This window comes from Cedecea neteri NBRC 105707 = ATCC 33855 (assembly GCF_001571265.1).
Classification (GTDB): domain Bacteria; phylum Pseudomonadota; class Gammaproteobacteria; order Enterobacterales; family Enterobacteriaceae; genus Cedecea; species Cedecea neteri.
Map to the genome: position 1 here is coordinate 1 of NZ_BCTL01000064.1, position 23,259 is coordinate 23,259.

The window sequence follows — 23,259 nt, forward strand, 5'->3', positions numbered from 1 at the left end:
GGGGCGGATATTAGCGGCGGCTCCCGGCCTTGTCAAAGGCAAAATCTCACGGTGTGGTGCGTTTGCGGAAACTATCAACATCTTGTTGCCTTTTCAGGCAATCAGAGACAAAAAAATCCTTTGCAGGATAACGATTTGTCGCCCATTATTTGAAATGCCGTTTTATCTTTCCTTGCAGGTCCTTTCTTGAACTTACATGCAGTCCTTCGCCAGACCGTGGCGAAAACGCCGTGGTACGCCAAACGTAAGAGTTATCGGGTGCTGTTCTGGCGAGAGATAACGCCGCTGGCGGTGCCTATCTTCCTCGAAAACACCTGTGTGTTGCTGATGGGTGTGCTGAGTACCTTCCTCGTCAGCTGGTTAGGGAAAGAGGCGATGGCGGGCGTGGGGCTCGCCGACAGTTTTAACATGGTTATTATGGCGTTCTTCGCCGCTATCGACCTCGGCACCACGGTGGTAGTGGCGTTCAGTTTCGGCAGGCTGGATCCGGAGCGGGCGAGGGCGGCGGCCAGGCAGTCGCTGATCCTGATGACCATCGTGTCATTTATTATGGCCGCAGGCATTCACCTGGCGGGCACGCACATCATCGATGTCATCGCCGGGAACGCTACACCAGAAGTTAAAGCCCTTGCGCTTTCTTACCTGCAAACCACCGTCTGGAGCTATCCTGCGGCAGCCATCGCCCTGATCGGCAGCGGCGCGCTGCGTGGGGCGGGGAATACCAAAATCCCGCTGCTGATTAACGGCGGCATGAATATCCTCAACATCATCATCAGCAGTATTCTTATCTACGGCATCTTCGGCTGGGGCGGGCTGGGCTTTGTCGGCGCGGGCCTGGGGTTGACCATTTCCCGTTTCATCGGCGCGGCGGGCATTATCTTCGTGCTGATGATTGGCTTTAACCCGGCGCTGCGCATCTCGCTGAAAAGCTACTTCACGCCACTCAACTGGGGCATTTTGTGGGAAGTGCTCGGCATCGGTATCCCTGCGAGCGTCGAGTCGGTGCTGTTCAACGGCGGCAAGCTGCTGACGCAAATGTTCGTTGCCGGGATGGGCACCAACGTCATTGCCGGGAACTTTATTGCCTTCTCGGTGGCCTCGCTGATTAACCTGCCGGGCAACGCCCTCGGGTCGGCGTCAACGATAATCGTCGGCAGGCGGCTCGGGAAAGGGCAAATTGGCCAGGCCGAGCGCCAGCTGCGCCATACGTTCTGGCTCGCCACGATTGGCCTGACGATCATTGCCTGGGGAACCGCGCCGTTCGCCGGGCTGTTCGCCTCGTTCTACACCAGTGAAGATGACGTCAAAGAAGTGGTTAAAGTCCTGCTGTGGATGAACGCCGCCTTTATGCCTATCTGGGCCGCGTCCTGGGTGCTGCCGGCCGGGCTGAAGGGCGCACGCGATGCCCGCTATGCGATGTGGGTGTCGATGGCGGGAATGTGGGGTTGCCGCGTTATCGCTGGTTACACGCTGGGGATTGTGCTCGGGATGGGCGTGGTGGGCGTCTGGCTGGGGATGTTCGGCGACTGGGCGGTGCGCGGCGCGTGCTTCTACTGGCGAATGGTCAGCGGCCGCTGGCTGAAAAAATACCCGCGACCGCCGAAAGAACCGCTTACGGCTCCAGAAGAAAGCGTCGTTTAGCGCTCAAAAGCCCCGGCAATGGCCCGCATGTCGTTGCCGGTTGGCGTCTGGTGAATACGCAGCCCAAACTCGTCCACCACGGCAAAAATGTGGTCGAAGATATCGGCCTGAATGCTTTCATACTCCGCCCAAACCACGGTGTTGGTGAAGGCATAAATCTCCACCGGGAGTCCTTCGCTTTCAGGGGCAAGCTGGCGCACCATCAGCGTCATGTCTTTGCGAATACGCGGGTGGCTACGCAGGTACTCATTCAGGTATGCCCGGAAGGTACCGACGTTGGTCATTTTTCGCTGGTTCAGCACCGAGTCGTCGGCATGCTGCTGGTTGTATTCGCTGATCTCTTTCCCGCGCTCCGCCATATACGGCTGCAGCAGCTTCGCCTTGAGTAGCTTCTCCTGCTCGCCCTGCGACAGAAAACGAATGCTGGTGGTATCGATGTTCACGCTGCGCTTAATGCGTCGCCCGCCGGAGGCCGACATTCCGCTCCAGTTCTTGAAGGCGTCGGACACCAGCGCATAAGTTGGGATGGTGGTAATGGTATTGTCCCAGTTGCGGACTTTTACCGTCGTCAGGCCGATGTCGATCACCGCCCCGTCCGCGCCGTATTTCGGCATTTCCAGCCAGTCACCCATTTTCAGCATGCTATTGGCAGAAAGCTGAATGCCAGCGACAAGGCCGAGGATCGGATCTTTGAATACCAACATCAGCACGGCGGCCATTGCGCCGAGCCCGCTTATCAGAATTGCCGGGGATTTCCCAATCAGCAGCGAAACCATCATGATGCCGACGACAATCGCGGCCAGCAGCTTCACGCCCTGGAAAATGCCTTTAAGCGGCAGTTGAGAAGCGAAAGAGAATTTACCCGACAGGCCGAAAATCACGTCCAGCAGCGAGAAGAAGGACATTAGCGCATAGAGCATGACCCACAGCTGGGCGCAGGTGGTCAGAATGGTTGCGGCGTCGCTGCCTTTTTGCAGCCACAGCACCGCCTGAACGTTCACGATGATGCCCTGCAGCAAAAACGCCAGCCGCTGGAACAGTTTGTTCTGGGTGATTATCTGCAAAGAGAGGCTGGAGCTGGACTGCGCGCGCTTCTCAAAGGCGCGAAGTACGATGCCGTGCAGAATAAAATGCACTATCAGTGCGGTGAGAAAAATGATGCCGAAAATGACGATCAGGGAAGTGGTGTGGCTGGGTTGAATGCCGTATTGCTCGAGGGCGGATATCAATTCCTGCATAACGTCTCCTTTAAAAACAAGAGGACATCATGCCCTCTGAAGCCAGCGCTCGCAACCCGACTGTTCAATTAATAGACATATTAACGCGTAATCCTTACAGAATTGTCTCAGGGCGGTTATGCTTAATGAATTCACATCATGTTAACTAACAGGGAAATTATGATTCGTTTCTCCACGCTGGCATTTGCTCTGGCTGCGGTCACGCAGAGTGCGATGGCCGTGACTTATCCTTTACCTACGGAAGGCAGCCGCCTGGTTGGCGCGCCTCTGACGATTACCGTGCCGGAGGGGAACAAGGAGCCGCTGGAACATTTTGCCGCCCAGTACGGGCAGGGCTTCAGCAATATGCTGGAGGCTAATCCGGGCGTCGATCCGTTCCTGCCTAAAGCGGGTACGCAGCTGGTTATTCCGCAGCAGGTTATTTTGCCGGACACCGTGCGGGAAGGGATTGTGGTGAACGTGGCGGAAATGCGCCTTTATTATTATCCCAAGGACACTAACACCGTAGAAATCCTGCCGATAGGTATTGGCCAGGCGGGGCGTGAAACGCCGCGCAACTGGGTCACTCGCGTGGAGCGTAAGCAGGACGCCCCGGCCTGGACGCCGACGCCGAATACCCGCAGGGAATACGCCAAAGAAGGCAAAACGCTGCCTGCCTTTGTGCCGCCGGGGCCTGATAACCCAATGGGCCTGTACGCCATTTACATCGGCAAGCTGTACGCCATTCACGGCACTAACGCTAACTTTGGCATCGGCCTGCGCGTCAGTCAGGGCTGTATCCGCCTGCGCAACGACGACATTAAATTCCTGTTCGATAACGTGCCGGTCGGGACTCGCGTGCAGCTGATTGACCAGCCGGTGAAGGTCACCACCGAGCCGGACGGCAAGCGCTGGTTAGAGGTTCACGAGCCACTGTCGCGCAACCGAGCGGAGTTTGAGTCCGACAAGAAAGTGCCGCTGCCGATGACCACCGTATTGCGCAGCGAAACTCAGGCGTCGGATGTGCATGCTGCCGCCGTCAGCGAAGCATTGAATCGCCGTTCCGGTATGCCGGTACAAATAAATGCAGCCGCTATGGAGTCCGGGCGGCTGTAATAATCCGTGATAGAAAAATAAGCTCGCCATGCGCGAGCTTTTCTTTATTTGAATAATTCTGCCGTGGCGAAGAGCTTATTTTGCCCGCCTGCGGAGGTCACTTTGAAAGAGGTTGCCCCGGCTTTATCTGCTTTGTCAGAAAGTTGATTTATCGCCTGGTCCAGGGTGTATGCCCCGCTGGTTGACACTGTGCCAATGCTCGGTCCGGTGCCGGTTTGCTGGACTTCGGTAGCGGCTAACGCCGTCCCGGTAAGGGCGGTAAATACGGTAAGGGCAAGGGCGGAATTAATCAGTTTACGCATCATAATAAATCTCTCAATGTGAATAATTAAACAAGTTATCGGTTGATGCGTTGCATGTTAGGTTGCCGTCCGGGCAATGAACAGCCGGCATTATTGATGAAGACTTTCAAAAATTCTGGCTGGTAATATCTGGGTGTTATTGACTGTAAATTACTTTAAGCCACCTTATTTTTTCCTTAATTAACCTGCGTTAACGTGAAGTTTTCGCGTTCAACGAGCGGCACATTCTGTGCTGTCTTCCCCGTGTGCCGTACGTTTTATGCCAGGATTATTCCACCCCTCACAGAAGGGGCTGACCTGCACAGGAGAAGTACGTTGGAAAACAAGCCACTTTCAGTGCTGGAGTATCTGAGAAAGATGCTCAATAACCGCCTTTCGGCCGATGATGTCACCCACATGAATTACCCGACGGCGATATCGCAGTTACTGAAGTTTGAACTGCTGGATGTGGCCGAAGGCTGTGCCACGCTTGGCTTAAACGCAGACGCGGCGATTCACGGTAACCAGCAGGGCACGGTTCATGGCGGCATGCTGTGCGAGCTGGCAGACGCGGCAATCGGCACCGCTCATTCCACGCTAATGGCCCCGGGTGAAAGCTTCACCAGCATCGACCTGAAAGCCACGTTTTTAAGGCCGGTCTGGCAGGGCAAATTAACGGCGAAGGCGTTCCCGGTGCACAAAGGCAACACCATTAGCCATTACTGCTGCGAGATTCAAAAAGAAGACGGGAAAATGGCGGCGGTGATTCACAGTACGGTGATGACGCTGCGTGGTGACAAAGCAGAAGGCCGCTAATAAAAAAACGCACGGAGGGGATCGCTCCGTGCGTCGGGTTTATTTAAACCCCAAGGCGATCGCGAAGACTGTAGTAAGCCGCGCCCATTGCGGTAAACGGAATTCGGAACGTGCGGCCACCGGGGAACGGATAGTGCGGCAGGTTGGCGAAGGCATTGAAGCGCTCGGCGTCACCTCGCAGCAGCTCTGCAATCAGGCGGCCAGCCAGATGGGTATAGGTAACGCCGTGCCCGCTGCAGCCCTGGCTGTAGTAAATATTGTTATCCAGACGGCCAACCTGCGGCATGCGGGACAGCGTCAGCAGGAAGTTCCCGGTCCAGCTGTAGTCAATCTTCACGCCTTTCAGCTGCGGGAAGGTTTTCAGCAGGTTGGGCATCACCAGCCGCTCAATATCTGCCGGGTCACGCGCGCCGTAGACCACGCCGCCGCCGTACAGCAGGCGGTTATCGGCCGTCAGGCGGTAGTAATCCAGCAGATAGTTACAGTCTTCCACACAGTAATTTTTCGGGATCAGCGAGCGGGCAAGATCTTCACCCAGCGGCTCGGTGGTCAGCACCTGGGTGCCGCACGGCATGCTGCTTTTAGCCAGCTCTGGTTCGAGTTTATCGCCAAGGTAGGCGTTACCGGCCACGATCACGTACTTCGCGGTGACTTTGCCTTTCGCCGTGCTGACAATGGCCGGGCTGCTGTGCTGAATATGGGTGACCGCAGACTGTTCGAATACGCGGCCACCGTTGAGACGAATGGCGTTAGCTTCGCCAATGGCCAGGTTCAGCGGATGAATATGGCCGCCGCTGTGGTCGAGCAGGGCGCCCACGTAACGATCGCTGTTCACTTCGCGCTTGAGTTCGCTGGCATCCAGCATTTCCAACTGGGTATTGCCGTACCGCTCCCAGTTGGCTTTCTGCTCTTCCAGTTTTTCCAGCTGCTTGTGGTTCATGGCGACAAACAGGCCACCGGGACGATAATCACAGTCAATCTGATAGCGCTTAATGCGTTCGCGAATAATTTCTCCGCCTTCAAACATCATGCCACCGAGCATTTTGGCCGCTTCCGGGCCATAGCGGCGCTCAATCACGTCGATATCGCGGCTGTAGGAGTTAACCAGCTGCCCGCCGTTGCGCCCGCTGGCGCCAAAGCCGATACGGGCGGACTCGAGCAGCACCACGTCATAGCCCATTTCGGCGAGATGCAGTGCGGACGAAAGGCCGGTATAGCCGCCGCCGACCACGCACACGTCGCATGTCACGGATTCATTCAACTGCGGGAACGGCTCATAGTGGTTGGCGCTGGCCGCGTAATAGCTGGTGGTATGTTCAGTCATGATGAAGGCTCCAGGGCAATCCAGATGGTTTTCAGTTCGCTAAATTTTTCAAGGGCATGCATGGATTTATCGCGGCCGTTGCCGCTCTGTTTGTAGCCGCCAAACGGGACGGTCATGTCGCCGTCGTTGTAGTTATTGACGAAAACGGAACCTGCTTTAAGGCTGCGGCTCATGCGGTGGGCGCGGGAAAGATCGCGGGTCCACACGGCGGCGCCGAGGCCGTAGTCGCTGTCGTTAGCAAGGGCGAGCGCCTGGGCTTCGGAATTGAAACGGGTGACGACGAGCACCGGGCCGAAGATCTCTTCCCGGCCGACTCGTGCATCCGCTGCGGTGTCGGTGAAAATCGTCGGGCCGATAGCCGCCGGATGAGTGCCGTTCCGCCCGTCGAGCGCCAGCTTGCCCTGGCTTTCGCCGTCGCGAATAAAGCCGTGGACGTTGTCGGCGTGGGCGCTGTCGATCAGCGTGCCCATCGTGGTTTCAGGATCGAGCGGGTTGCCGGGCTGCCAGTTTTTGGCCTGTTCTTTCAGCAGGGCAATAAACTCGTCGGCGATGCTTTCTTCCAGCAGCAGGCGAGTCCCGGCGATGCAGACCTGGCCCTGGTTATAGAAAATGCCGGCGGCGGTGGTGGCGGCAGCTTTTTGCAGGTCCGGGCAGTCGGCAAAAACGATATTCGCGCTTTTGCCGCCCGCTTCCAGCCAGACGCGCTTCATGTTGCTGTCCCCCGCATCTTTCAGCAGCTGTTTGCCGGTGCGGGTAGAGCCGGTGAAGGTAATCACGTCGACGTCCGGGTGCTGAGCCAGCGCCTGTCCCGCTTCGTGACCAAACCCGGTCACGACATTAAACACGCCGTCCGGCAGGCCCGCTTCTTTGGCCAGGGCCGCAAGGCGAATAGCCGACAGCGGTGATTTTTCAGAAGGCTTGAGGATAACGCTGTTGCCCGCGGCCAGCGCCGGGCCGAGCTTCCAGCAGGCCAGCAGCAGCGGGAAGTTCCACGGCACAACGGCGGCAATCACGCCAACCGGTTCGCGCACAATCAGCGCCAGTTCGTTCACGCCGGTGGTGGCGACTTCACCGTACACTTTATCGATGGCTTCGGCGTACCAACGAATAGCGCGGGCGCTGCCTGGAATATCATCACGTAGGCTATGGCGAATAGGCTTGCCGGTGTCGAGCGTTTCCAGCAGCGCCAGCTCCTCCTGATGCTGTTCCATTAAATCCGCCAGCTTGCTTAGCACGGCTTTGCGTTTGGCCGGGGAAGCCTGCGCCCAGTCGCCGCGCTCAAAAACATCGCGGGCAGCCTTAACCGCAATATCGACGTCCGTTTTTTTACCTCGAGCGACTTCGGCAAGACTACGCTGCGCAAAAGGGTCGACGGTACTAAATGTTTCGCCGTCTTTGGCAGAGCAATATTCGCCGTTAATAAACAGGCGTGTTTCCGGCGAGGCGTTTTTCGCTTTTTCCTGCCAGTAATTAAGATGCTGAAAGTCCATGATGACTCCTTTTATTCAATCGGATAAATGGCCTTACTGGGTTCTTCAGGCAAATTTGGGCTGCAAAAAGCCCCAGGAATAAGTCCTGTTAAAAAAGGTTTTGAAATAAGGCCTGAATACTCAGGCCTGAAAATAATTAGAACGTGGTGGGGGTATGGGCGCTGATAATGCGGCAGATGCCTGCCGAGGTGTTGCTGAAGCTGTGCGGCATGCTGGTGTTAATAGCATAACTTTGCCCCGCAACCAGGTGCCAGGTCTGGCCGTTTACGGTCAAAACCACTTCACCTTCCAGTATCGTGCCCGTCTCCTCACCCTGGTGTTTGATCCTCTCGCCGGTAGTGGTTCCCGGCTGATAAGTCTCAATGATCATCGCCAGCGTACGGTTAGGATTCCCATTGTGTATTAATTTCATTGAAACACCCTGACTGCCTATTTCAATCAGGTCGTCATAATTAATAACGACTTGTGGCTCATCAGGTTTTTCCGGTTCCGCGAAGAACTCGGAGAGCGACAGCCCGTAGACTTTCAGCAGCTTTTGCAGCGTACTGATGGCAGGACTGACTTTGTCCTGTTCTATGGTGCTGATGGCGCTATGCGTTAATCCAGACAGTTCGGCGGCACGACGTTGAGACAGACCCAGTTGCTGGCGGATCTCTGACAAACGTTTACCCGGCGCCAGGCCGTCATCGCTCATAGTGGTATTTCCTTAACGGTAATGGTCAGAGCCGCTGCTTTTCAGCGAGGTGGTTCTGACTGGCGGTGATAAAACCCTCAAGCAACAAACGCGATAGTGCATATTCGCTACTGTTCCATTCCGGATGCCACTGAACCCCGAGGGCGAAAGGATGATCGTGAACGCTCGCAGCTTCCACCAGACCATCCTGTGAACGCGCCTCGACGCGCAGCAGCGGACCCAGCGTTTTCGCTCCCTGGCCATGTAATGAATTCACCCAAAACGTGTTGCAGCCCGGTATCAACTGCGAAAGCAATCCTCCCTCATGAACCTGGACTTCGTGTGATGGGGCATACTGCTGCTCCACCGGGAGTTCCGGATCTTCACGGTGCTCCAGAAACTCAGGGCGATCGCACAGGCGACGATACAGAGTCCCGCCGGTGGCGACAACAAGTTCCTGTAAACCCCGGCAGATGGCGAAAATGGGGATGCGCCTTTTGAGCCCGGCGGCGATAAGCGCCATGCTCAGTTCATCACGCCCGGGGTCGGCGTCAGGCTCATCGCCGTTTTCACCATAGAGGTGCGGCTGCACGTTGCTGGGGCTGCCCGGCAGGAAGATCCCGTCCAGTTTTGGCAGCAGTGCTTCCAGCAGTTCCGGCTCTGCCAGCGCGTGAGGGAGGGCAATGGGCAAGCCGCCCGCATTCAATACCGCATTCAGGTACTTTTCTTGCAATGTTTGGGTCAGATGACCCTTAAGCCTGTTTCTGCACATCACGACACCGATTAACGGCTTGTCAAATATATCGACCATGATCAACCTCACATTCTGGACTAAATTATTTCCAAACGATTCCATGTTGGCCATTTCCGTTCAATATTTTCTCAACTTAGCAGCGGTTTAACCGTCTTGCAAACTCAAATTAACATTTGACAAACATTTTATTTCGCACCATTGTCGATAAGTGGACATTATATTTAACGGTCGACATCAGCGACCGGCATCCAACGCAACGGCGGTGAATCATGGAAACCAATATCGTAGAAGTTGAGAATTTTGTTCAGCATTCCGAAGAGAGACGAAGTAGCGCGTTCGCACGCGAAGTGAATACCTTTCTTGAGCGTTATCCCAACACCCAATATGTCGATGTCCTGCTTACTGACCTGAATGGTTGCTTCCGCGGGAAACGTATTCCGGTGGCCGGACTGCGTAAGGTAGAGAAGGGCTGTTACTTCCCGGCCTCCGTGTTTGCGATGGATATTCTGGGCAATGTAGTAGAAGAAGCCGGTCTGGGGCAGGAGCTGGGCGAGCCGGATCGCCGCTGCGTGCCGGTGCTGGGCACGCTGACCCCGTCGGCGGCCGATCCCGAGTTTATCGGGCAGATGATGCTGACCATGCTGGATGAAGATGGCGCTCCCTTTGACGTTGAGCCGCGGAACGTGCTGAACCGACTCTGGCAGCAGCTACGCCAGCGTGGGCTATTCCCCGTGGTAGCGGTAGAGCTGGAGTTCTATTTAATCGATCGCCAGCGCGACGCCGAAGGCTACCTGCAGCCTCCCTGCGCGCCGGGCACCGACGACCGTAATACCCAGAGCCAGGTGTATTCCGTCGATAACCTGAACCACTTTGCCGATGTGCTGACCGACATCGACGATCTGGCTCGCCTGCAGCTGATCCCCGCCGACGGCGCGGTGGCAGAAGCCTCGCCGGGCCAGTTTGAAATCAACCTGCATCACACCGATAACGTGCTGGATGCCTGCGATGATGCGCTGGCGTTAAAACGCCTGGTACGAACTGTCGCAGAGAAGCATAAGATGCACGCCACTTTTATGGCGAAGCCTTATGAAGAGCATGCGGGCAGCGGGATGCATATCCACATCAGCGTGCTGAATAACAAAGGTGAAAACGTGCTGGCGGACGCCGATGGCGAAGACTCTGCGCTGCTGAAGCGTGCGCTGGCAGGCATGATCCACCTGATGCCGTCTTCTATGGCGCTGCTGGCGCCGAACGTGAACTCGTGGCGCCGCTTCCAGCCGGGGATGTACGTCCCGACTCAGGCTTCCTGGGGGCATAACAACCGTACCGTGGCGCTGCGTATTCCGTGTGGCGACAGGGACAACCACCGCGTGGAGTATCGCGTGGCGGGGGCGGATGCCAACCCGTACCTGGTGATGGCGACTATCCTGGCCGGTATTTTACACGGCCTGGATAACGACCTGCCGCTGCAGGAAGAAGTTGAGGGCAACGGGCTGGAGCAGGAGGGGCTGCCGTTCCCGATTCGCCAGAGCGACGCGCTGTGGGAGTTCACTCAGAACGATCACCTGCGTGACCTGCTGGGCGAGCGTTTCAGCCATGTTTTCCATGCGTGCAAGCACGATGAGCTGGTGCAGTTTGAGCGTTTAATCACAGAAACTGAAATTGAGTGGATGCTGAAAAACGCCTGATTTTGGCGCCTGCCCGGCGCAGCGAACGCGGCCGGGCACGCTAATAAAGAAGTAGCATCATACGGACTGAGCGGAGCCAGACCGGACGTTTTGCAGGGCAACCTGCCATTTCCCGAAGTCGCGTAATGGAGCGCGGGCGGCAACGGGTCTTCAGTTAACGACAATGTGTACGGCGAGGAAATGAAATGATGCAGACGCAAATGTTTAAATATCCGCACGGCGAGGGCGAACGCTGCTGCCGTATTGATAACGACGGGTCAGCGGCCTGCGCGAACCCCATTCCCGTTCCCCGACAGTTACGATTAACCCCCAGGCTAAGCAGGTTTGCCCGAACGAAGAACGTTTCGCAAACCTGTATCCGCGTGGGGGGACATCGTCATGGCGACTAATTTCTCCGTAGACAACGCTTCGCAGGCGGGTAAGCCGCAGCTGCGCAAATCTTTGAAACTCTGGCAGGTGGTGGTGATGGGGCTGGCCTATCTCACGCCGATGTCAGTGTTTGATACCTTTGGTATCGTGTCCGGCATCAGCGACGGACACGTGCCTGCGTCCTACCTGCTGGCGCTGGCTGGCGTGCTGTTTACCGCCATCAGCTACGGCAAGCTGGTGCGCCAGTTCCCGCAGGCAGGTTCAGCTTATACCTACGCTCAAAAGGCCATTAGCCCGCACGTAGGCTTTATGGTGGGCTGGTCATCGCTGCTGGACTACCTGTTCCTGCCGATGATTAACGTCCTGCTGGCAAAAATCTATCTTTCGGCGCTGTTCCCGGAAGTCCCGCCGTGGATCTGGGTGGTAGGGTTTGTCTGCATCCTGACGGCAGCCAACCTGAAGAGCGTCAACCTGGTGGCGAACTTCAACACCCTGTTTGTGCTGGTCCAGGTTGCCATCATGGTGGTGTTTATCATTCTGGTGGTGCAGGGGTTGCACAAAGGCGAGGGCGTGGGGACCGTGTGGTCGCTGCAGCCGTTTATCAGCGAAAATGCGCACCTGATCCCGGTGATTACCGGCGCGACGATAGTCTGCTTCTCGTTCCTCGGCTTTGACGCGGTCACCACGCTGTCGGAAGAAACGCCCGATGCGGCGCGAACTATCCCTAAAGCTATTTTCCTGACTGCAGCCTACGGCGGTATTATCTTTATCGTGGCGTCGTTCTTTATGCAGCTGTTCTTCCCGGACATCAGCCGCTTCAAAAACCCGGACGCGGCGCTGCCGGAGATTGCGCTCTACGTCGGCGGCAAGCTGTTCCAGTCGATTTTCCTTTGCACGACTTTTGTGAATACCCTGGCTTCGGGCCTTGCCTCTCATGCCAGCGTTTCACGCCTGCTTTACGTTATGGGGCGCGACAATGTGTTCCCGGAAAAATACTTCGGCTACGTGCACCCGAAATGGCGTACCCCGGCGCTGAACGTGATCATGGTGGGGATTGTCGCGCTGTCCGCGCTGTTCTTCGACCTGGTGACGGCGACGGCGCTGATCAACTTCGGCGCGCTGGTGGCCTTTACCTTCGTGAACCTGTCGGTGTTTAACCACTTCTGGCGTCGCGAAGGCCGCAACAAAACCTGGCGCGAGAAGCTGCATTACCTCATTCTGCCGTTGATCGGCGCGACGACGGTGGCGGTGCTGTGGGTGAACCTGGAAGTGACGTCCCTGACCCTGGGGCTGGTGTGGGCCGCGGTCGGCGTCCTGTACCTGACCTTCCTGACCCGCCGCTTCCGCAGGCCACCGCCAGTGTTTGACGCCAGCAAGGCCGAACGCGCCTGGGAGTAGTTACAGGCCGCGTTAGAGAATAAAAAGCCCGCTTATGGAGAAGTAAGCGGGCTTTTTTGTTCTGTTTTTTCCCGCGCAGAAAAGCAAAAAGCCCGCTTAAGTTTCCTTAAGCGGGCTTCTTAAATATGGCTCCTCTGACTGGACTCGAACCAGTGACATACGGATTAACAGTCCGCCGTTCTACCGACTGAACTACAGAGGAATCGTGTGAACGGGGCGAATACTAACGAGGTGAGTCCGGGTTGTCAAAGGCTGTTTTGGTGAAATGCGTTCAACTGCCGATTAATCCAGCAAATCAATGAAAAAGGCCGCAAAAGCGGCCTTAAATGGTTACTGCTTGCGCTGCTGAGTGACGGGCAATGTGGTGGCTTCAAGCCACTGACGAGCTTCTTCGTTCACGCGCGGGGACAGCGTATCCCGCACCTGCCGGTGGTAATCGTCAAGCCAGGCGATATCCTGCGGGCTGAGCAAATCAACGTCTACTGCTGACAGATCGATAGGGATCAGCGTCAGCGACGAGAATTTGCAGAAGCCCGGCCGGGAGGCAACCACTTCAACCTGGTTTTCGATACGGATCCCGTGGCTCTCCGCCAGATAATAACCCGGCTCGATGGTGATGATGTTGCCCGGCAGCATCGGCCAGGGGTTCACCTTCTTCGCCATGCGGTGCGGGTTTTCGTGGATCATCAGCCGGTGGCCAACGCCGTGCCCGGTGCCGTGGTCATAGTCCAGCCCCAGCTCCCAGAGCGGGCGGCGGGCAAAGGCATCGAGCTGGTGGCCCTGAGTCCCCTGCGGGAACTGCAGCGAGATCAGCGCCAGGAAGCCTTTCAGCACGGCGGTGTAGTGCAGGCGCCGGGTGGCATCCAGCTCGCCAAAACTGAGTGTGCGGGTGGCGTCCGTCGTGCCGTTGATATACTGCCCGCCGGAATCATTGAGGTAGAACTGCTCGTCAGTGAGGTCGAAATTCGTTTCCGGTGAAGAGTGGTAGTGGCACATCGCGGCGTTGCTGGCTGCAGCGGAAATGGTGCTGAAACTCTGCTCGGTAAAAGTGGCACCTTGCTGGCGGAAGCTGAGCTGTTTTTCCTGGGCTTCCAGCTCGGTGACCGGGTTGCCTGCAGCCTCGCGCAGCGGCACTTCACGGGTCAGCCAGGCGAGAAAGTTCACCCAGGCCACGCCGTCTTCGACATGGCTGTCGCGGTAGCCCGCCAGCTCGGTTTCATTCTTATTGGATTTGATAAGGGTAATAGGGTCGGGTGCCCACAACACGCTGCCGCCACCTTGCTCCACGGCAAAGCGCACCGCAACCGGCGCATAGTCTGCGTCAATGAGAATGCGTTTACCTGCCGCCACCTGCTGGCAGCGGACAAGGAATTCACCCATCGGGCTGTGCGAGATGCCGCTGAGCTGAGCTTTATCCAGGCTGCGCAGCTTTCTTTCGTCAACAAACCACTCAATGCCGCCGCTGGCGCTAACCAGTGCGAAAGAGTGCGGCACCGGGTTCATGGCAATATCCGAGCCACGCACGTTCAGCAACCAGGCGATATTGTCCGGCAGCGTCAGGGCCAGATAATCGACCCCGGCCTGGCTCAGCGCCTGGGCGATCCGCCCACGTTTTGAGGCAGCGCTTTCGCCACTGATTTCGTCCGGCATGGCGATGATTTCCCCGCAGGGTGCCGCAGGGCGGTCTGGCCAGATCGTGTCGAGCGGGTCGTCATCCACCGCCACCAGGTCACAGCCGCTGGTGCGCAGGTTTTCGTACTGGCTGTTAACCATCAGCAGCGGCTCGAAGGCGATGCGCTTGCCCGCAGGCAGATTGTCCCGCAGCCACAGGTGCAGCGGCTCATCATGCAGATGATGAATCTCAAACTCCCGCAGATTTACCTGATGGCGAGCCTGCACCTGGTAGCGCCCGTCCACGAACAGCAGGGCGCGGTCGGCGAGGATCAGCGCCAGCCCGGCGGATCCGGTAAAGCCGCTGATAAACGCCAGTTTATTGTCATGAGGTGAGCAGTCTTCGCTCTGATGGGCGTCGGCACGCGGCACGATGATCCCATCCAGCTCGCGCGCGCTGAGCAGCGCACGCAGGGGGCCGAGTGATGAAGTGTGTTGCATCCAGCTTCCTTATTATTTTTGTTAACGGAACGGCGGCTCGTTGAAGGTACGCAGCTTGCGCGAGTGTAGCTTTTCCCCTTCGGCACGCAGCAAATCAATAGCGCGAATGCCAATTTGCAGGTGCTCAGAAATTGCCCCTTCATAGAAGCGGTTGGCCTGGCCCGGCAGCTTGATTTCGCCATGCAGCGGTTTGTCGGAAACGCACAGCAGCGTGCCGTACGGTACACGGAAGCGGTAACCCTGTGCGGCAATGGTCGCACTTTCCATGTCGATAGCCACCGCACGGCTGAGGTTAAAGCGCAGCGCAGAAGCTGAATAGCGCAGCTCCCAGTTTCGGTCATCGGTGGTGACCACCGTCCCGGTGCGCAGGCGCTGCTTAACTTCTTCCCCCGGCATGCCGCTGACCTGTTTGGTGGCGTCGTAAAGCGCGCGCTGCACCTCGGCGATGCTTGGAATCGGGATGTCCGGCGGCAGCACCGCGTCCAGTACGTGGTCATCGCGCAGGTAGGCGTGCGCCAGCACGTAGTCGCCAATCTGCTGGCTTTCGCGCAGGCCGCCGCAGTGGCCAATCATCAGCCAGGCATCCGGGCGCAGCACCGCGAGGTGGTCGCAGATGGTTTTGGCGTTAGACGGGCCCACGCCAATGTTAATCAGCGTAATGCCGCTGCCGTTTTTGTCGATCAGGTGCCAGGCCGGCATCTGATGTTTCTTCCACGCCAGGTCAGAGATGGCTTCTTCCGGGGCTTCCGTTTCTGCGGTCAGCCAGGTGCCTCCGGCGCAGGACAGGGCGATATACGGGCTGTCCGGGTCGAGGATTTGCTGGCAGCCCCAGCGGACAAACTCGTCCACGTAACGCGTGTAGTTGGTGAACAGCACGAAGGGCTGGAAGTGCTCCACCGGCGTGCCGGTGTAGTGGCGCAGGCGAGCCAGCGAGAAGTCTACCCGGCGGGCGTCGAAGTGCGACAGCGGCCAGGCTTCCGTCGGGTGGAACAGGCCGTCGGCGGTTTCATCGCCAATCTGTGACAGCTCGGTGGTCGGGAAATGGCGCGTCAGCCCGGCGCTCATGGTGCGGTCGAGGTTCAGGCCGTCAATCACATAAGGATAAGGGATCTCGTGCTGAGAAGGGCCCACCTCAATGTGTACCCCATAGTCTTCGCACAGCAGGCTCAGTTGTTCATTGAGGTAGTTTTTAAACAGCGCGGGACGGGTCACCGTGGTGGTGTAGCTGCCGGAGTGGGTAAAGCGGGCGTAGGAGCGGGTATTTTTGGGACCACGGGGAACGCCGTCCCAGCTCACCCGCAGTTCCGGGTAGACAAACAGCCCGTCGGAACGCGCGTCGACGTCCGGTAGCGTGCCTTGTTGAGTGTAGAGGGCAATCGCATCGCGAAGAGCCATTACCGAGTTTTCGTACAGCGCTTCCAGCTTGTCCAGGGCTTCAGCAGGCGTCAGCCCCTGGCTTACAACGTTATTATTCATTGATTCTCCTTTACCGGTTCTCGCCGGGTTAGTGTCTCAGTATGTCATGCCGGGAGCAGAACGGAAGCGGAAGACGGGCCGAGTTGCGAGCCTCATAAAAAATTCATCACAAATAAATGAATACCCGCGCAAAGATTGCCGATAACCCCCTGTGATACCCGAGCTTGATGGGATAACGACAATAACGATGAGGGGAATGACATGGGGATGTTAAAGAATTTTACCGTACGCCGGGTGCTGCTCACCGTGCTGGGGCTGTTCTGCCTGCTGTGGTCAGCCGTTGGCGTGTTTACCGTTTATTCACTGGCGAAGCTTGGGGACGGCAACGCCGTTGACCATCAGCTGGTGTCACAGATGACGATTCTGAGTAAAGGCAACGACCAGTATTTTCGCTTTATTACCCGTCTTTCGCGGGTAATGGAGGCGAAGACGGCCGGGGAAGCTACCGATTTTAAGCCCGTGCAGGAAGCGCTGGATAACATGAAAAGCGAGCTTGAGCGTCTGAAGAGCGTTTCGCCTGGGCCAATGGACCCGGTCGTTTCCGCCGACGTCATCGAAAAATGGCAGCAGCTTTTAGATAACGGCGTGGCGGTGCAGATGCAGCTTGCCCAGCAGGGGAGCGCGGCGGATTATCGCCAGCAGGCCACCCAGGTCACGCCGCCGCTCAGCCGTGCCTTCGGAGCCAGCAGCAGCAAGTTTACCGCCGTGGCCGAGGAACGACTGGACCGCACCCGAGTGGCCGTGGACTCGCTGACTCGGCTGATGAAAGTCACCGTGCTGGTGGCGATTGTGATTGGACTGCTGATCCTGCTGTTTACCGATCGTTATCTGGTGAACCTGCTGGTGAAACCGCTGGATCGCATCCGGGATCATTTCTCGGTAATTGCTAAAGGCGACCTCAGTCACCCGGTTGAGGACTTTGGACGAAACTGCGTCGGCAAGTTATTTCCGCTGTTGGCCGAGATGCAGGGCAGCCTGCGTGATGCGGTGAGCGCGATTCGCAGCGGCACGGAGAATATTTATCGTGGCTCGGCGGAGATCTCTTCCGGCAATAACGATCTCTCTTCGCGCACCGAAGAACAGGCCGCCGCGCTGGAAGAAACCGCGGCCAGCATGGAACAGCTCACTGCCACGGTAAAATTCAACGCCGAGAACGCCCGTCAGGCCAGCAGCATTGCAGAGAAAGCCTCACAAACCGCCAGCCGCAGCGGCAAGCTGGTGGGCGATGTGGTGGTCACGATGGAAGGGATCTCCGACAGCTCCCGTAAAATCAGTGAAATCACCAGCGTCATCAACAGTATTGCATTCCAGACCAATATTCTGGCGCTAAACGCCGCCGTCGAAGCCGCGCGAGCAGGCGAGCAGGGGCGGGGCTTTGCGGTGGTTGCGGGGGAAGTGCGCAACCTGGCCAGCCGCAGCGCGGGCGCGGCGAAAGAAATTGAAACGCTGATTGCCGACTCGGTCAACCGGGTTAACAGCGGCGCGGCGCTGGTGAACGAGGCGGGTAACACCATGAAAGAGGTATTGAAGGCCGTCTCCGATACTACGCAAATCATGAAGCAAATTGCCTCGGCGACGGACGAGCAGAGCAAAGGCATTTCGCAGGTGAGCGTGGCGGTCAGCGAAATGGACAGCGTGACTCAGCAAAACGCCGCGCTGGTAGAGCAGATCTCTGCGGCTGCGGCGGCGCTGGAAGGCCAGACTGAAATGCTGCAAAAAGCGGTGGCGCGTTTCCGCCTGTCCGGGCGTGAAGAACAGGCCGTGGTGGAAACGAAGATAAAACCTCAGGCAAAAGTCGCTGCTGCCGCCACGGCAGGGGATGACTGGGTCACGTTTTAAGCTTCTATGACGGGCAGGGTGCGCATCGCGTTTTCGCAGCGCGCCTTGACTGCTTCGTGCAACAACCGCACCGTGGTAGACAACTGCTTACGGTGCGGGCAGATCAGATTCAGCGGAATGTTGTCCCCTTCATACTGCGGCAGCAGCAGCTTTAAGCGGCCTTCCTGCACATCTTCACTGACATCAAGCCAGGATTTGTAGGTAATGCCTTCGCCTTTTACCGCCAGGCGATGAATCACTTCCGCATCATCGCTCATCATCGAGCCTTTCACCGCCACTTGCTGCAGGTTGCCGTGCAGCTTGAACGACCAGCTATTGTGCACTCGCCCGCGAAGCACGAACGTCAGCGCATTGTGTTGAGCCAGGTCGGCAAGGATTTTCGGTTCGCCATAGCGGGCCAGATAGGCGGGTGAAGCGACGAGCACGCGGCGGTTTTCTGGCGCAACCGGCAGGGCGATATACGACGCGTCATCGTTATTGCCGTAGCGAAAGGCCACATCCACCGGATCTTTAAACACGTCGGTTATTCGATCGGAAAACAGAAGCTTCAGGCTTAACGCCGGGTAAGTGCTGCGAAATTGCTGAAAAACGTCGAGCAGAAGATTTCGTCCAAGATCGGAAGGGACGGCGATTTGCAGCGTGCCGCGTACTTCGTCGCTGGGAGGCTGGATCTGTTCATACCCGGCATCCAGCGTCTGCAACACCTGCTGGGCGTAAGGCAGCCAGGCTTCACCTTCGGGCGTCAGGCGCAGGCTGCGCGTTGAGCGGGCGAACAGGCGAATATTGAGGTTTTGCTCCAGGCGCTTAATGGCGGTGCTTACCTGGGCCGGCTGCAGCCCGGCTTCTCTGGCGGTATCGCTAAAACTGTTTAACGCCGCCGCCCTGACAAACAGCGCAAGGTCTTCCAGCCTGAGCATTTTCACTCTCCGAGTATAAGTGTTGTTTCCTGACGCCGGTTTTTCACCTTCAGCGCTCCTTGTACCATGATTTTACTAAATTGATGAACCCATTACCTTATTGGAGCCGCTATGAAAGCTATTGCTATTACCCGTGCCGCAAAAGACGGCAGCAATATTGATGCGCTGCAGGACATTACGCTGCCGAAGCCCGTTGCTCAGGGGCACGACATTCTGGTGGCGGTGAACGCCATTTCCGTTAACCCCGTTGATACCAAAGTCCGCAGCGGCTTTAGCGGCGACGCGCCTCGCGTGCTGGGCTGGGACGCCGTGGGTACCGTTGTGGAAGTGGGTGAAGCCGTAACGCTGTTCAAGCCAGGCGATGCCGTGTGGTACGCCGGGTCGCTGACTCGCCCAGGGAGCAACAGCGAATTTCAGCTGGTGGACGAGCGCATTGCGGCACTCAAACCTAAGTCCGTGGAAAATGCCGCTGCCGCCGCATTACCACTGACGGCGATCACCGCCTGGGAAATGCTTTTCGACCGCCTGGGCATTCAGGAAAACGGCAGCGAAGATGCAGTCTTGCTGATTGTGGGCGCGGCCGGTGGCGTGGGCTCAATTTTGACCCAGCTTGCCCGCAGGCTGACAAAAGCCACCGTGATTGGCACCGCGTCTCGCCCGGAAAGCCAAAAGTGGGTGAGCGAGCTTGGCGCCCACCACGTTATCGACCACAGCAAACCACTGACGGAAGAGCTACAGCGCATTGGCGTGAAACACGTTACTCACGTTGCCAGCCTGACCAATACCGAACAACATTATGCCCAGCTGATTGAGGCGCTCATTCCACAGGGGAAATTTGCGCTGATTGATGACCCGACAGCGCTGGACGTTCGCGCGCTTAAGGCTAAAAGTATTTCGCTGCACTGGGAGTTTATGTTCACCCGTTCGATGTTCGTCACCAGCGATATTATTGAGCAGCATAATCTACTCACGCGCGTAGCCACGCTTATCGACCAGGGCGTGTTAAGAACTACGCTCGGCGAACACTATGGCACAATTAACGCGGGCAACCTGCGCCGCGCCCATGCGCTGCTGGAAACCGGGCGCGCGGTGGGTAAAATCGTGCTGGAGGGCTTCTGATATGGCGACGCCCGAAACCCTGACTATTATTGCGATGCTGAAGGCGAAGGCCGGTCAGCAAGATAACCTTAAAGCCGCGTTGAAAGCGCTGGTTGCGCCGAGCCGCCTTGAGCCAGGGTGCCTCGACTACACGCTGTTCCAGCTTCAACAAGAGCCGGATACGTTTTATGTTCGCGAGTCATGGCGGGGCCAACAGGCGCTCGACCTGCACAATTCACTGCCTCACTTCCAGGCATTTGTGAAACAAATGGACGCGCTGCTGGCGGAACCGCTGAAGCTGGTGCCGCTGGACGAAGTTGCCGTTTAACTTTTACGTGCGGCGGCCAGGCTGGCCGCTGCAATACACAAAGATTTATTCAGGAAACATAATGAACATTGTTGATGCTGCCTCCCGCCGTTATGCCACGAAAGCTTTCGATGCGTCTAAAAAGATCGCCGCTGAAGATGTAGATAAAATTAAAAATCTGTTGCGCCTGAGCCCCTCGAGTACCAACTCGCAGCCGTGGCATTTCATGCTGGCCAGTACTGATGAAGGCAAAGCACGCATTGCCAAAGCGACCACCGGGCCTTACGCGGCAAACGAGCCTAAAGTACTGAATGCTTCGCATGTCGTGGTGTTCTGCGCCAAAACGGTTTATGACGATGCGCACTTGCAAACACTGCTGCAAAAAGAGCAGGAAGATGGCCGCTTTGCCACGGAGCAGGCAAAAGAAGGGCAGCACAAAGGCCGCTCTTTCTATGCCAATAAACACCGTTTTGACCTGAAAGATGCGCAGCACTGGATGGAGAAGCAGGTTTATCTCAACCTCGGTACGCTGCTGCTGGGCGTTTCCACCCTGAACATTGATGCCGTGCCGATTGAAGGTTTTGATGCCGCAGTGCTGGACGCAGAGTTTGGCCTGCGCGAGAAAGGGCTCACCAGCGTGGTGATGGTGGCGCTGGGTTATCGCAGCGTGGAGGATTTTAATGCCGGATTACCGAAGTCTCGCCTCGACTTTAGTCAGATTCTGACCGAAATCTAAGCGCGTGATGATAACGTGATTTAACTTTTATTTTCTGACGCGGGAATGGGTATTAGGCCATTCCTGCGTTTATTCATCAAATCGGTGGCATTGAGGTGTGGCAAGCGAGGGGAAATGATCTATACTTTGCTCTCTTAATTCTACGGATGGCGATGGTTGTGAAGGATACATATTATAATGACAGCAAAGTAAATTCATTAATTCAGCGCGAGCTTGATGAATTTATTCTGAATTACAAACATACGACCTACGCGTATGCTGTAATGAATAAGAAAGACCCTTCCCAAATGCGTATTATTAATAACAATCCGCAATGGTTTAACATTTATCTCGAAAACAAATATCAATTTATTGACCCAGTCATTGTCCGGTCTCTCAGCAGCCTGGAGGATTTTTCATGGGACAGCGGGATGATGGTCTCTTCCGGGTATACGCTGAAGCGTATTTTTGATGAAGGCTCACAGCACAACATTGTGCAGGGGCATACTTATCCTCTCCACGACTATGTGAACAACCTTGTGGTGCTTTCGCTGATCAGCCATCAGCCTTCGGAAGTGAACCTCACCGAAAACCGCGAGGCGGTAATCGCTTTCTTTATCAAGCTGCACCAAAAGATGTTGAATTTATACAGCGATATTCGGCAGAAAAAGAATGTTTTTCTTTCGCCACGTGAGCAGCAAATTCTGCAGTGGGTGTACGCCGGAAAAACGTATGCGGAAATCGCCGCCATACTCTCGATTACCGAACGTACGGTAAAATTCCACATGGGCAATGCCATGAAAAAGCTCGGCGTTAACAATGCCCGTCATGCGGTTAAATTGAGTATCGAACTCAGGCTGCTGGATGCCTGAGCCGAGAGGTTACAGGTGCTGGAGCTGGGTGAGCGTGTCGCGCAGCCATGCGCTGTTTTTATCTTTAGTAATAATATCTTCAATAACCTGCTCATTGGCGGGCATAAAAATATAATAAACCGCTTCGCCCTTTTCTGAGAGCCCTTTCTGCAGTACCTCAACCTTCCAGTTGGCCTGACGGAAAATGGCATACATCCCCCGGCTGGTCACCGCGTGCATGCCCGGATAGCCGTTTTTTAGGCAATACATAATCATCGCCAGGAATAAAGCTTTACTGGCGGGGAGAGTGCGTAAATTTCCCTCGTCGCGGCGGGCTTTATCTAAGAATAAACGAGTGATTTCACAGCACGGAATGTTTTTTGGCAAACTAATGTTATTAAAATATTGATAAAATATTTCATCAGTCATGGTCGGATGTTTGGCATCAATAAAGCGTGCGCCACAAAATAATTGGCCTTCCGACATGCCCATTAAATAAGTTGTATTTGCGTTATCGAATTGATCTCTTTCCTGGTTATCTTCACATTCCACTTTCCATTCGAGCCGTTCATGAAATGTTTTTTTGCGTAATGCATACAGCTCCCGGGCGAGGCCTGGGTGTAAATCATTATGATTACTTATAAAAAATTCAATTGCAGAACACATAGCGTATCCCTGTATGTGGAAGTCCCCCTGTACTTAAAGACAGCTTTTTTTTGCCTAAGGCCTTCTCTAAACTTAAAAAAATCCTGACCGGCCGCGCCAACACGCAAGCGGGTCAGGCGGTCAAAGACCTGAGCAACACCAAGGGAAATGTTCACAGATTATTATCTAGTACACCGATTTCCCGATGCACAAGATCGTAAGCACTTGTAATTTTACATTACAAAAAATAAAAATAAAGAAACTTAAGCCCCTGCATTTGCGGGGGCTTTTCTTTTATATCTCTCAAGAACCCGACTCGTTCAATGCAGTTCCCTGCAATATACCGCAATTAACTGAGAAAATTTACTAACATAACGGGCATTTTGCGGGGCAAATATTTTATTACACGACAGGGGATGTTGCGCGAAAAGCGTACGGCATAACTGAATAGTAGCCGACTAATTAAAAAAGTGAACCGCCGACGCAGAGGAAAAATGAATTTTGTGAAGAGGTGAAAACTACGTGAAAAATC

The 23,259-nt window shown here is 56.0% G+C and carries 21 protein-coding genes and 1 tRNA gene; 11 read left to right on the forward strand and 11 right to left on the reverse strand.

What is annotated here, in order from left to right:
- Window positions 1–190, forward strand: a 190-nt coding sequence (locus CNE01S_RS25645) for a hypothetical protein (RefSeq protein WP_218009454.1), incomplete at its 5' end; no start/stop codon positions are given.
- A complete protein-coding gene (locus CNE01S_RS21600; RefSeq protein WP_061278424.1) occupies window positions 187–1,641 on the forward strand; it encodes an EmmdR/YeeO family multidrug/toxin efflux MATE transporter in 1,455 nt (484 codons plus the stop codon). The genes CNE01S_RS25645 and CNE01S_RS21600, both read left to right, overlap by 4 nt.
- Here CNE01S_RS21600 and CNE01S_RS21605 read toward each other — a convergent pair.
- Complete coding sequence (locus CNE01S_RS21605) at window positions 1,638–2,879, reverse strand: mechanosensitive ion channel family protein (RefSeq protein ID WP_061278426.1); 1,242 nt, start codon at window positions 2,877–2,879, stop codon at window positions 1,638–1,640. The two genes, CNE01S_RS21600 and CNE01S_RS21605, sit on opposite strands and share 4 nt — an antisense overlap.
- A 159-nt stretch (window positions 2,880–3,038) precedes the next feature.
- On the opposite strand from CNE01S_RS21605, the gene ldtA reads away from it, so the two are divergent.
- Window positions 3,039–3,974: a L,D-transpeptidase gene (ldtA, locus tag CNE01S_RS21610; protein WP_061278429.1), complete on the forward strand. Its 936-nt coding sequence runs from the start codon at window positions 3,039–3,041 to the stop codon at window positions 3,972–3,974.
- A gap of 44 nt (window positions 3,975–4,018) precedes the next feature.
- Here ldtA and CNE01S_RS21615 read toward each other — a convergent pair whose 3' ends face one another.
- The gene (locus CNE01S_RS21615; RefSeq protein WP_061278432.1) at window positions 4,019–4,279 is read right to left on the reverse strand and encodes a YdgH/BhsA/McbA family protein; all 261 of its coding nucleotides are present in this window, start codon (window positions 4,277–4,279) and stop codon (window positions 4,019–4,021) included.
- Window positions 4,280–4,591: 312 nt separating this feature from the next.
- Here CNE01S_RS21615 and CNE01S_RS21620 point away from each other — a divergent pair, with 312 nt between their 5' ends.
- Complete coding sequence (locus CNE01S_RS21620; RefSeq protein WP_245874408.1) at window positions 4,592–5,071, forward strand: PaaI family thioesterase; 480 nt, start codon at window positions 4,592–4,594, stop codon at window positions 5,069–5,071.
- A gap of 43 nt (window positions 5,072–5,114) precedes the next feature.
- Here CNE01S_RS21620 and CNE01S_RS21625 read toward each other — a convergent pair whose 3' ends face one another.
- The 4 genes from CNE01S_RS21625 to puuD form a co-directional block, all read right to left on the reverse strand.
- Entirely contained in the window at window positions 5,115–6,395 is a 1,281-nt protein-coding gene (locus CNE01S_RS21625; RefSeq protein ID WP_061278433.1) for an NAD(P)/FAD-dependent oxidoreductase, read from the reverse strand.
- Complete coding sequence (puuC, locus tag CNE01S_RS21630; protein ID WP_061278435.1) at window positions 6,392–7,885, reverse strand: aldehyde dehydrogenase PuuC; 1,494 nt, start codon at window positions 7,883–7,885, stop codon at window positions 6,392–6,394. Before puuC ends, CNE01S_RS21625 begins: the two co-directional genes overlap by 4 nt.
- Window positions 7,886–8,021: 136 nt before the next feature.
- On the reverse strand, window positions 8,022–8,579 hold the full coding sequence (puuR, locus tag CNE01S_RS21635) for an HTH-type transcriptional regulator PuuR (RefSeq protein WP_045783107.1): 558 nt from the start codon (window positions 8,577–8,579) through the stop codon (window positions 8,022–8,024).
- Between the two features lie 25 nt (window positions 8,580–8,604).
- Window positions 8,605–9,369 carry a gamma-glutamyl-gamma-aminobutyrate hydrolase gene (puuD, locus tag CNE01S_RS21640; protein WP_061278437.1) on the reverse strand — a complete coding sequence of 255 codons (765 nt, stop codon included), beginning with the start codon at window positions 9,367–9,369 and terminating at the stop codon, window positions 8,605–8,607.
- 212 nt (window positions 9,370–9,581) lie between these two features.
- On the opposite strand from puuD, the gene CNE01S_RS21645 reads away from it, so the two are divergent.
- A complete protein-coding gene (locus CNE01S_RS21645; protein WP_061278439.1) occupies window positions 9,582–11,000 on the forward strand; it encodes a glutamine synthetase family protein in 1,419 nt (472 codons plus the stop codon).
- Between the two features lie 378 nt (window positions 11,001–11,378).
- Entirely contained in the window at window positions 11,379–12,767 is a 1,389-nt protein-coding gene (locus CNE01S_RS21650; protein WP_061278441.1) for an APC family permease, read from the forward strand.
- 126 nt (window positions 12,768–12,893) lie between these two features.
- On the opposite strand, the gene CNE01S_RS21655 is transcribed toward CNE01S_RS21650, so the two are convergent.
- From CNE01S_RS21655 to CNE01S_RS21665, 3 genes are all read right to left on the reverse strand, one after another.
- A tRNA-Asn gene (locus CNE01S_RS21655) sits at window positions 12,894–12,969 on the reverse strand.
- A gap of 128 nt (window positions 12,970–13,097) precedes the next feature.
- Window positions 13,098–14,879, reverse strand: coding sequence for an aminopeptidase P family protein (locus CNE01S_RS21660; protein ID WP_061278443.1), 1,782 nt, complete (start codon window positions 14,877–14,879; stop codon window positions 13,098–13,100).
- Between the two features lie 21 nt (window positions 14,880–14,900).
- Window positions 14,901–16,355 (reverse strand): AMP nucleosidase, encoded by a 1,455-nt coding sequence (locus tag CNE01S_RS21665; RefSeq protein ID WP_061278445.1) that lies wholly within the window; start codon window positions 16,353–16,355, stop codon window positions 14,901–14,903.
- A gap of 201 nt (window positions 16,356–16,556) precedes the next feature.
- On the opposite strand from CNE01S_RS21665, the gene CNE01S_RS21670 reads away from it, so the two are divergent.
- Window positions 16,557–18,194: a methyl-accepting chemotaxis protein gene (locus CNE01S_RS21670; protein WP_061278447.1), complete on the forward strand. Its 1,638-nt coding sequence runs from the start codon at window positions 16,557–16,559 to the stop codon at window positions 18,192–18,194.
- On the opposite strand, the gene CNE01S_RS21675 is transcribed toward CNE01S_RS21670, so the two are convergent.
- Window positions 18,191–19,111, reverse strand: a complete 921-nt coding sequence (locus CNE01S_RS21675; RefSeq protein WP_061278449.1) for a LysR family transcriptional regulator — start codon at window positions 19,109–19,111, stop codon at window positions 18,191–18,193. The two genes, CNE01S_RS21670 and CNE01S_RS21675, sit on opposite strands and share 4 nt — an antisense overlap.
- Window positions 19,112–19,222: 111 nt before the next feature.
- On the opposite strand from CNE01S_RS21675, the gene CNE01S_RS21680 reads away from it, so the two are divergent.
- The 4 genes from CNE01S_RS21680 to CNE01S_RS21695 all read left to right on the forward strand — a co-directional run bounded on the left by CNE01S_RS21680 (window position 19,223) and on the right by CNE01S_RS21695 (window position 22,103).
- On the forward strand, window positions 19,223–20,230 hold the full coding sequence (locus CNE01S_RS21680; protein ID WP_061278451.1) for a zinc-binding alcohol dehydrogenase family protein: 1,008 nt from the start codon (window positions 19,223–19,225) through the stop codon (window positions 20,228–20,230).
- Between the two features lies 1 nt (window position 20,231).
- Complete coding sequence (locus CNE01S_RS21685; RefSeq protein ID WP_061278453.1) at window positions 20,232–20,537, forward strand: putative quinol monooxygenase; 306 nt, start codon at window positions 20,232–20,234, stop codon at window positions 20,535–20,537.
- Between the two features lie 61 nt (window positions 20,538–20,598).
- Window positions 20,599–21,252, forward strand: a complete 654-nt coding sequence (nfsB, locus tag CNE01S_RS21690) for an oxygen-insensitive NAD(P)H nitroreductase (RefSeq protein WP_061278455.1) — start codon at window positions 20,599–20,601, stop codon at window positions 21,250–21,252.
- A gap of 152 nt (window positions 21,253–21,404) precedes the next feature.
- Window positions 21,405–22,103, forward strand: a complete 699-nt coding sequence (locus tag CNE01S_RS21695) for a helix-turn-helix transcriptional regulator (protein ID WP_082763269.1) — start codon at window positions 21,405–21,407, stop codon at window positions 22,101–22,103.
- A 9-nt stretch (window positions 22,104–22,112) separates the two neighbouring features.
- Here the strand turns inward: CNE01S_RS21695 and CNE01S_RS21700 are convergent, their stop codons facing one another.
- Window positions 22,113–22,748 (reverse strand): acyl-homoserine-lactone synthase, encoded by a 636-nt coding sequence (locus tag CNE01S_RS21700; RefSeq protein WP_061278456.1) that lies wholly within the window; start codon window positions 22,746–22,748, stop codon window positions 22,113–22,115.
- Window positions 22,749–23,259 lie beyond the last annotated feature (511 nt).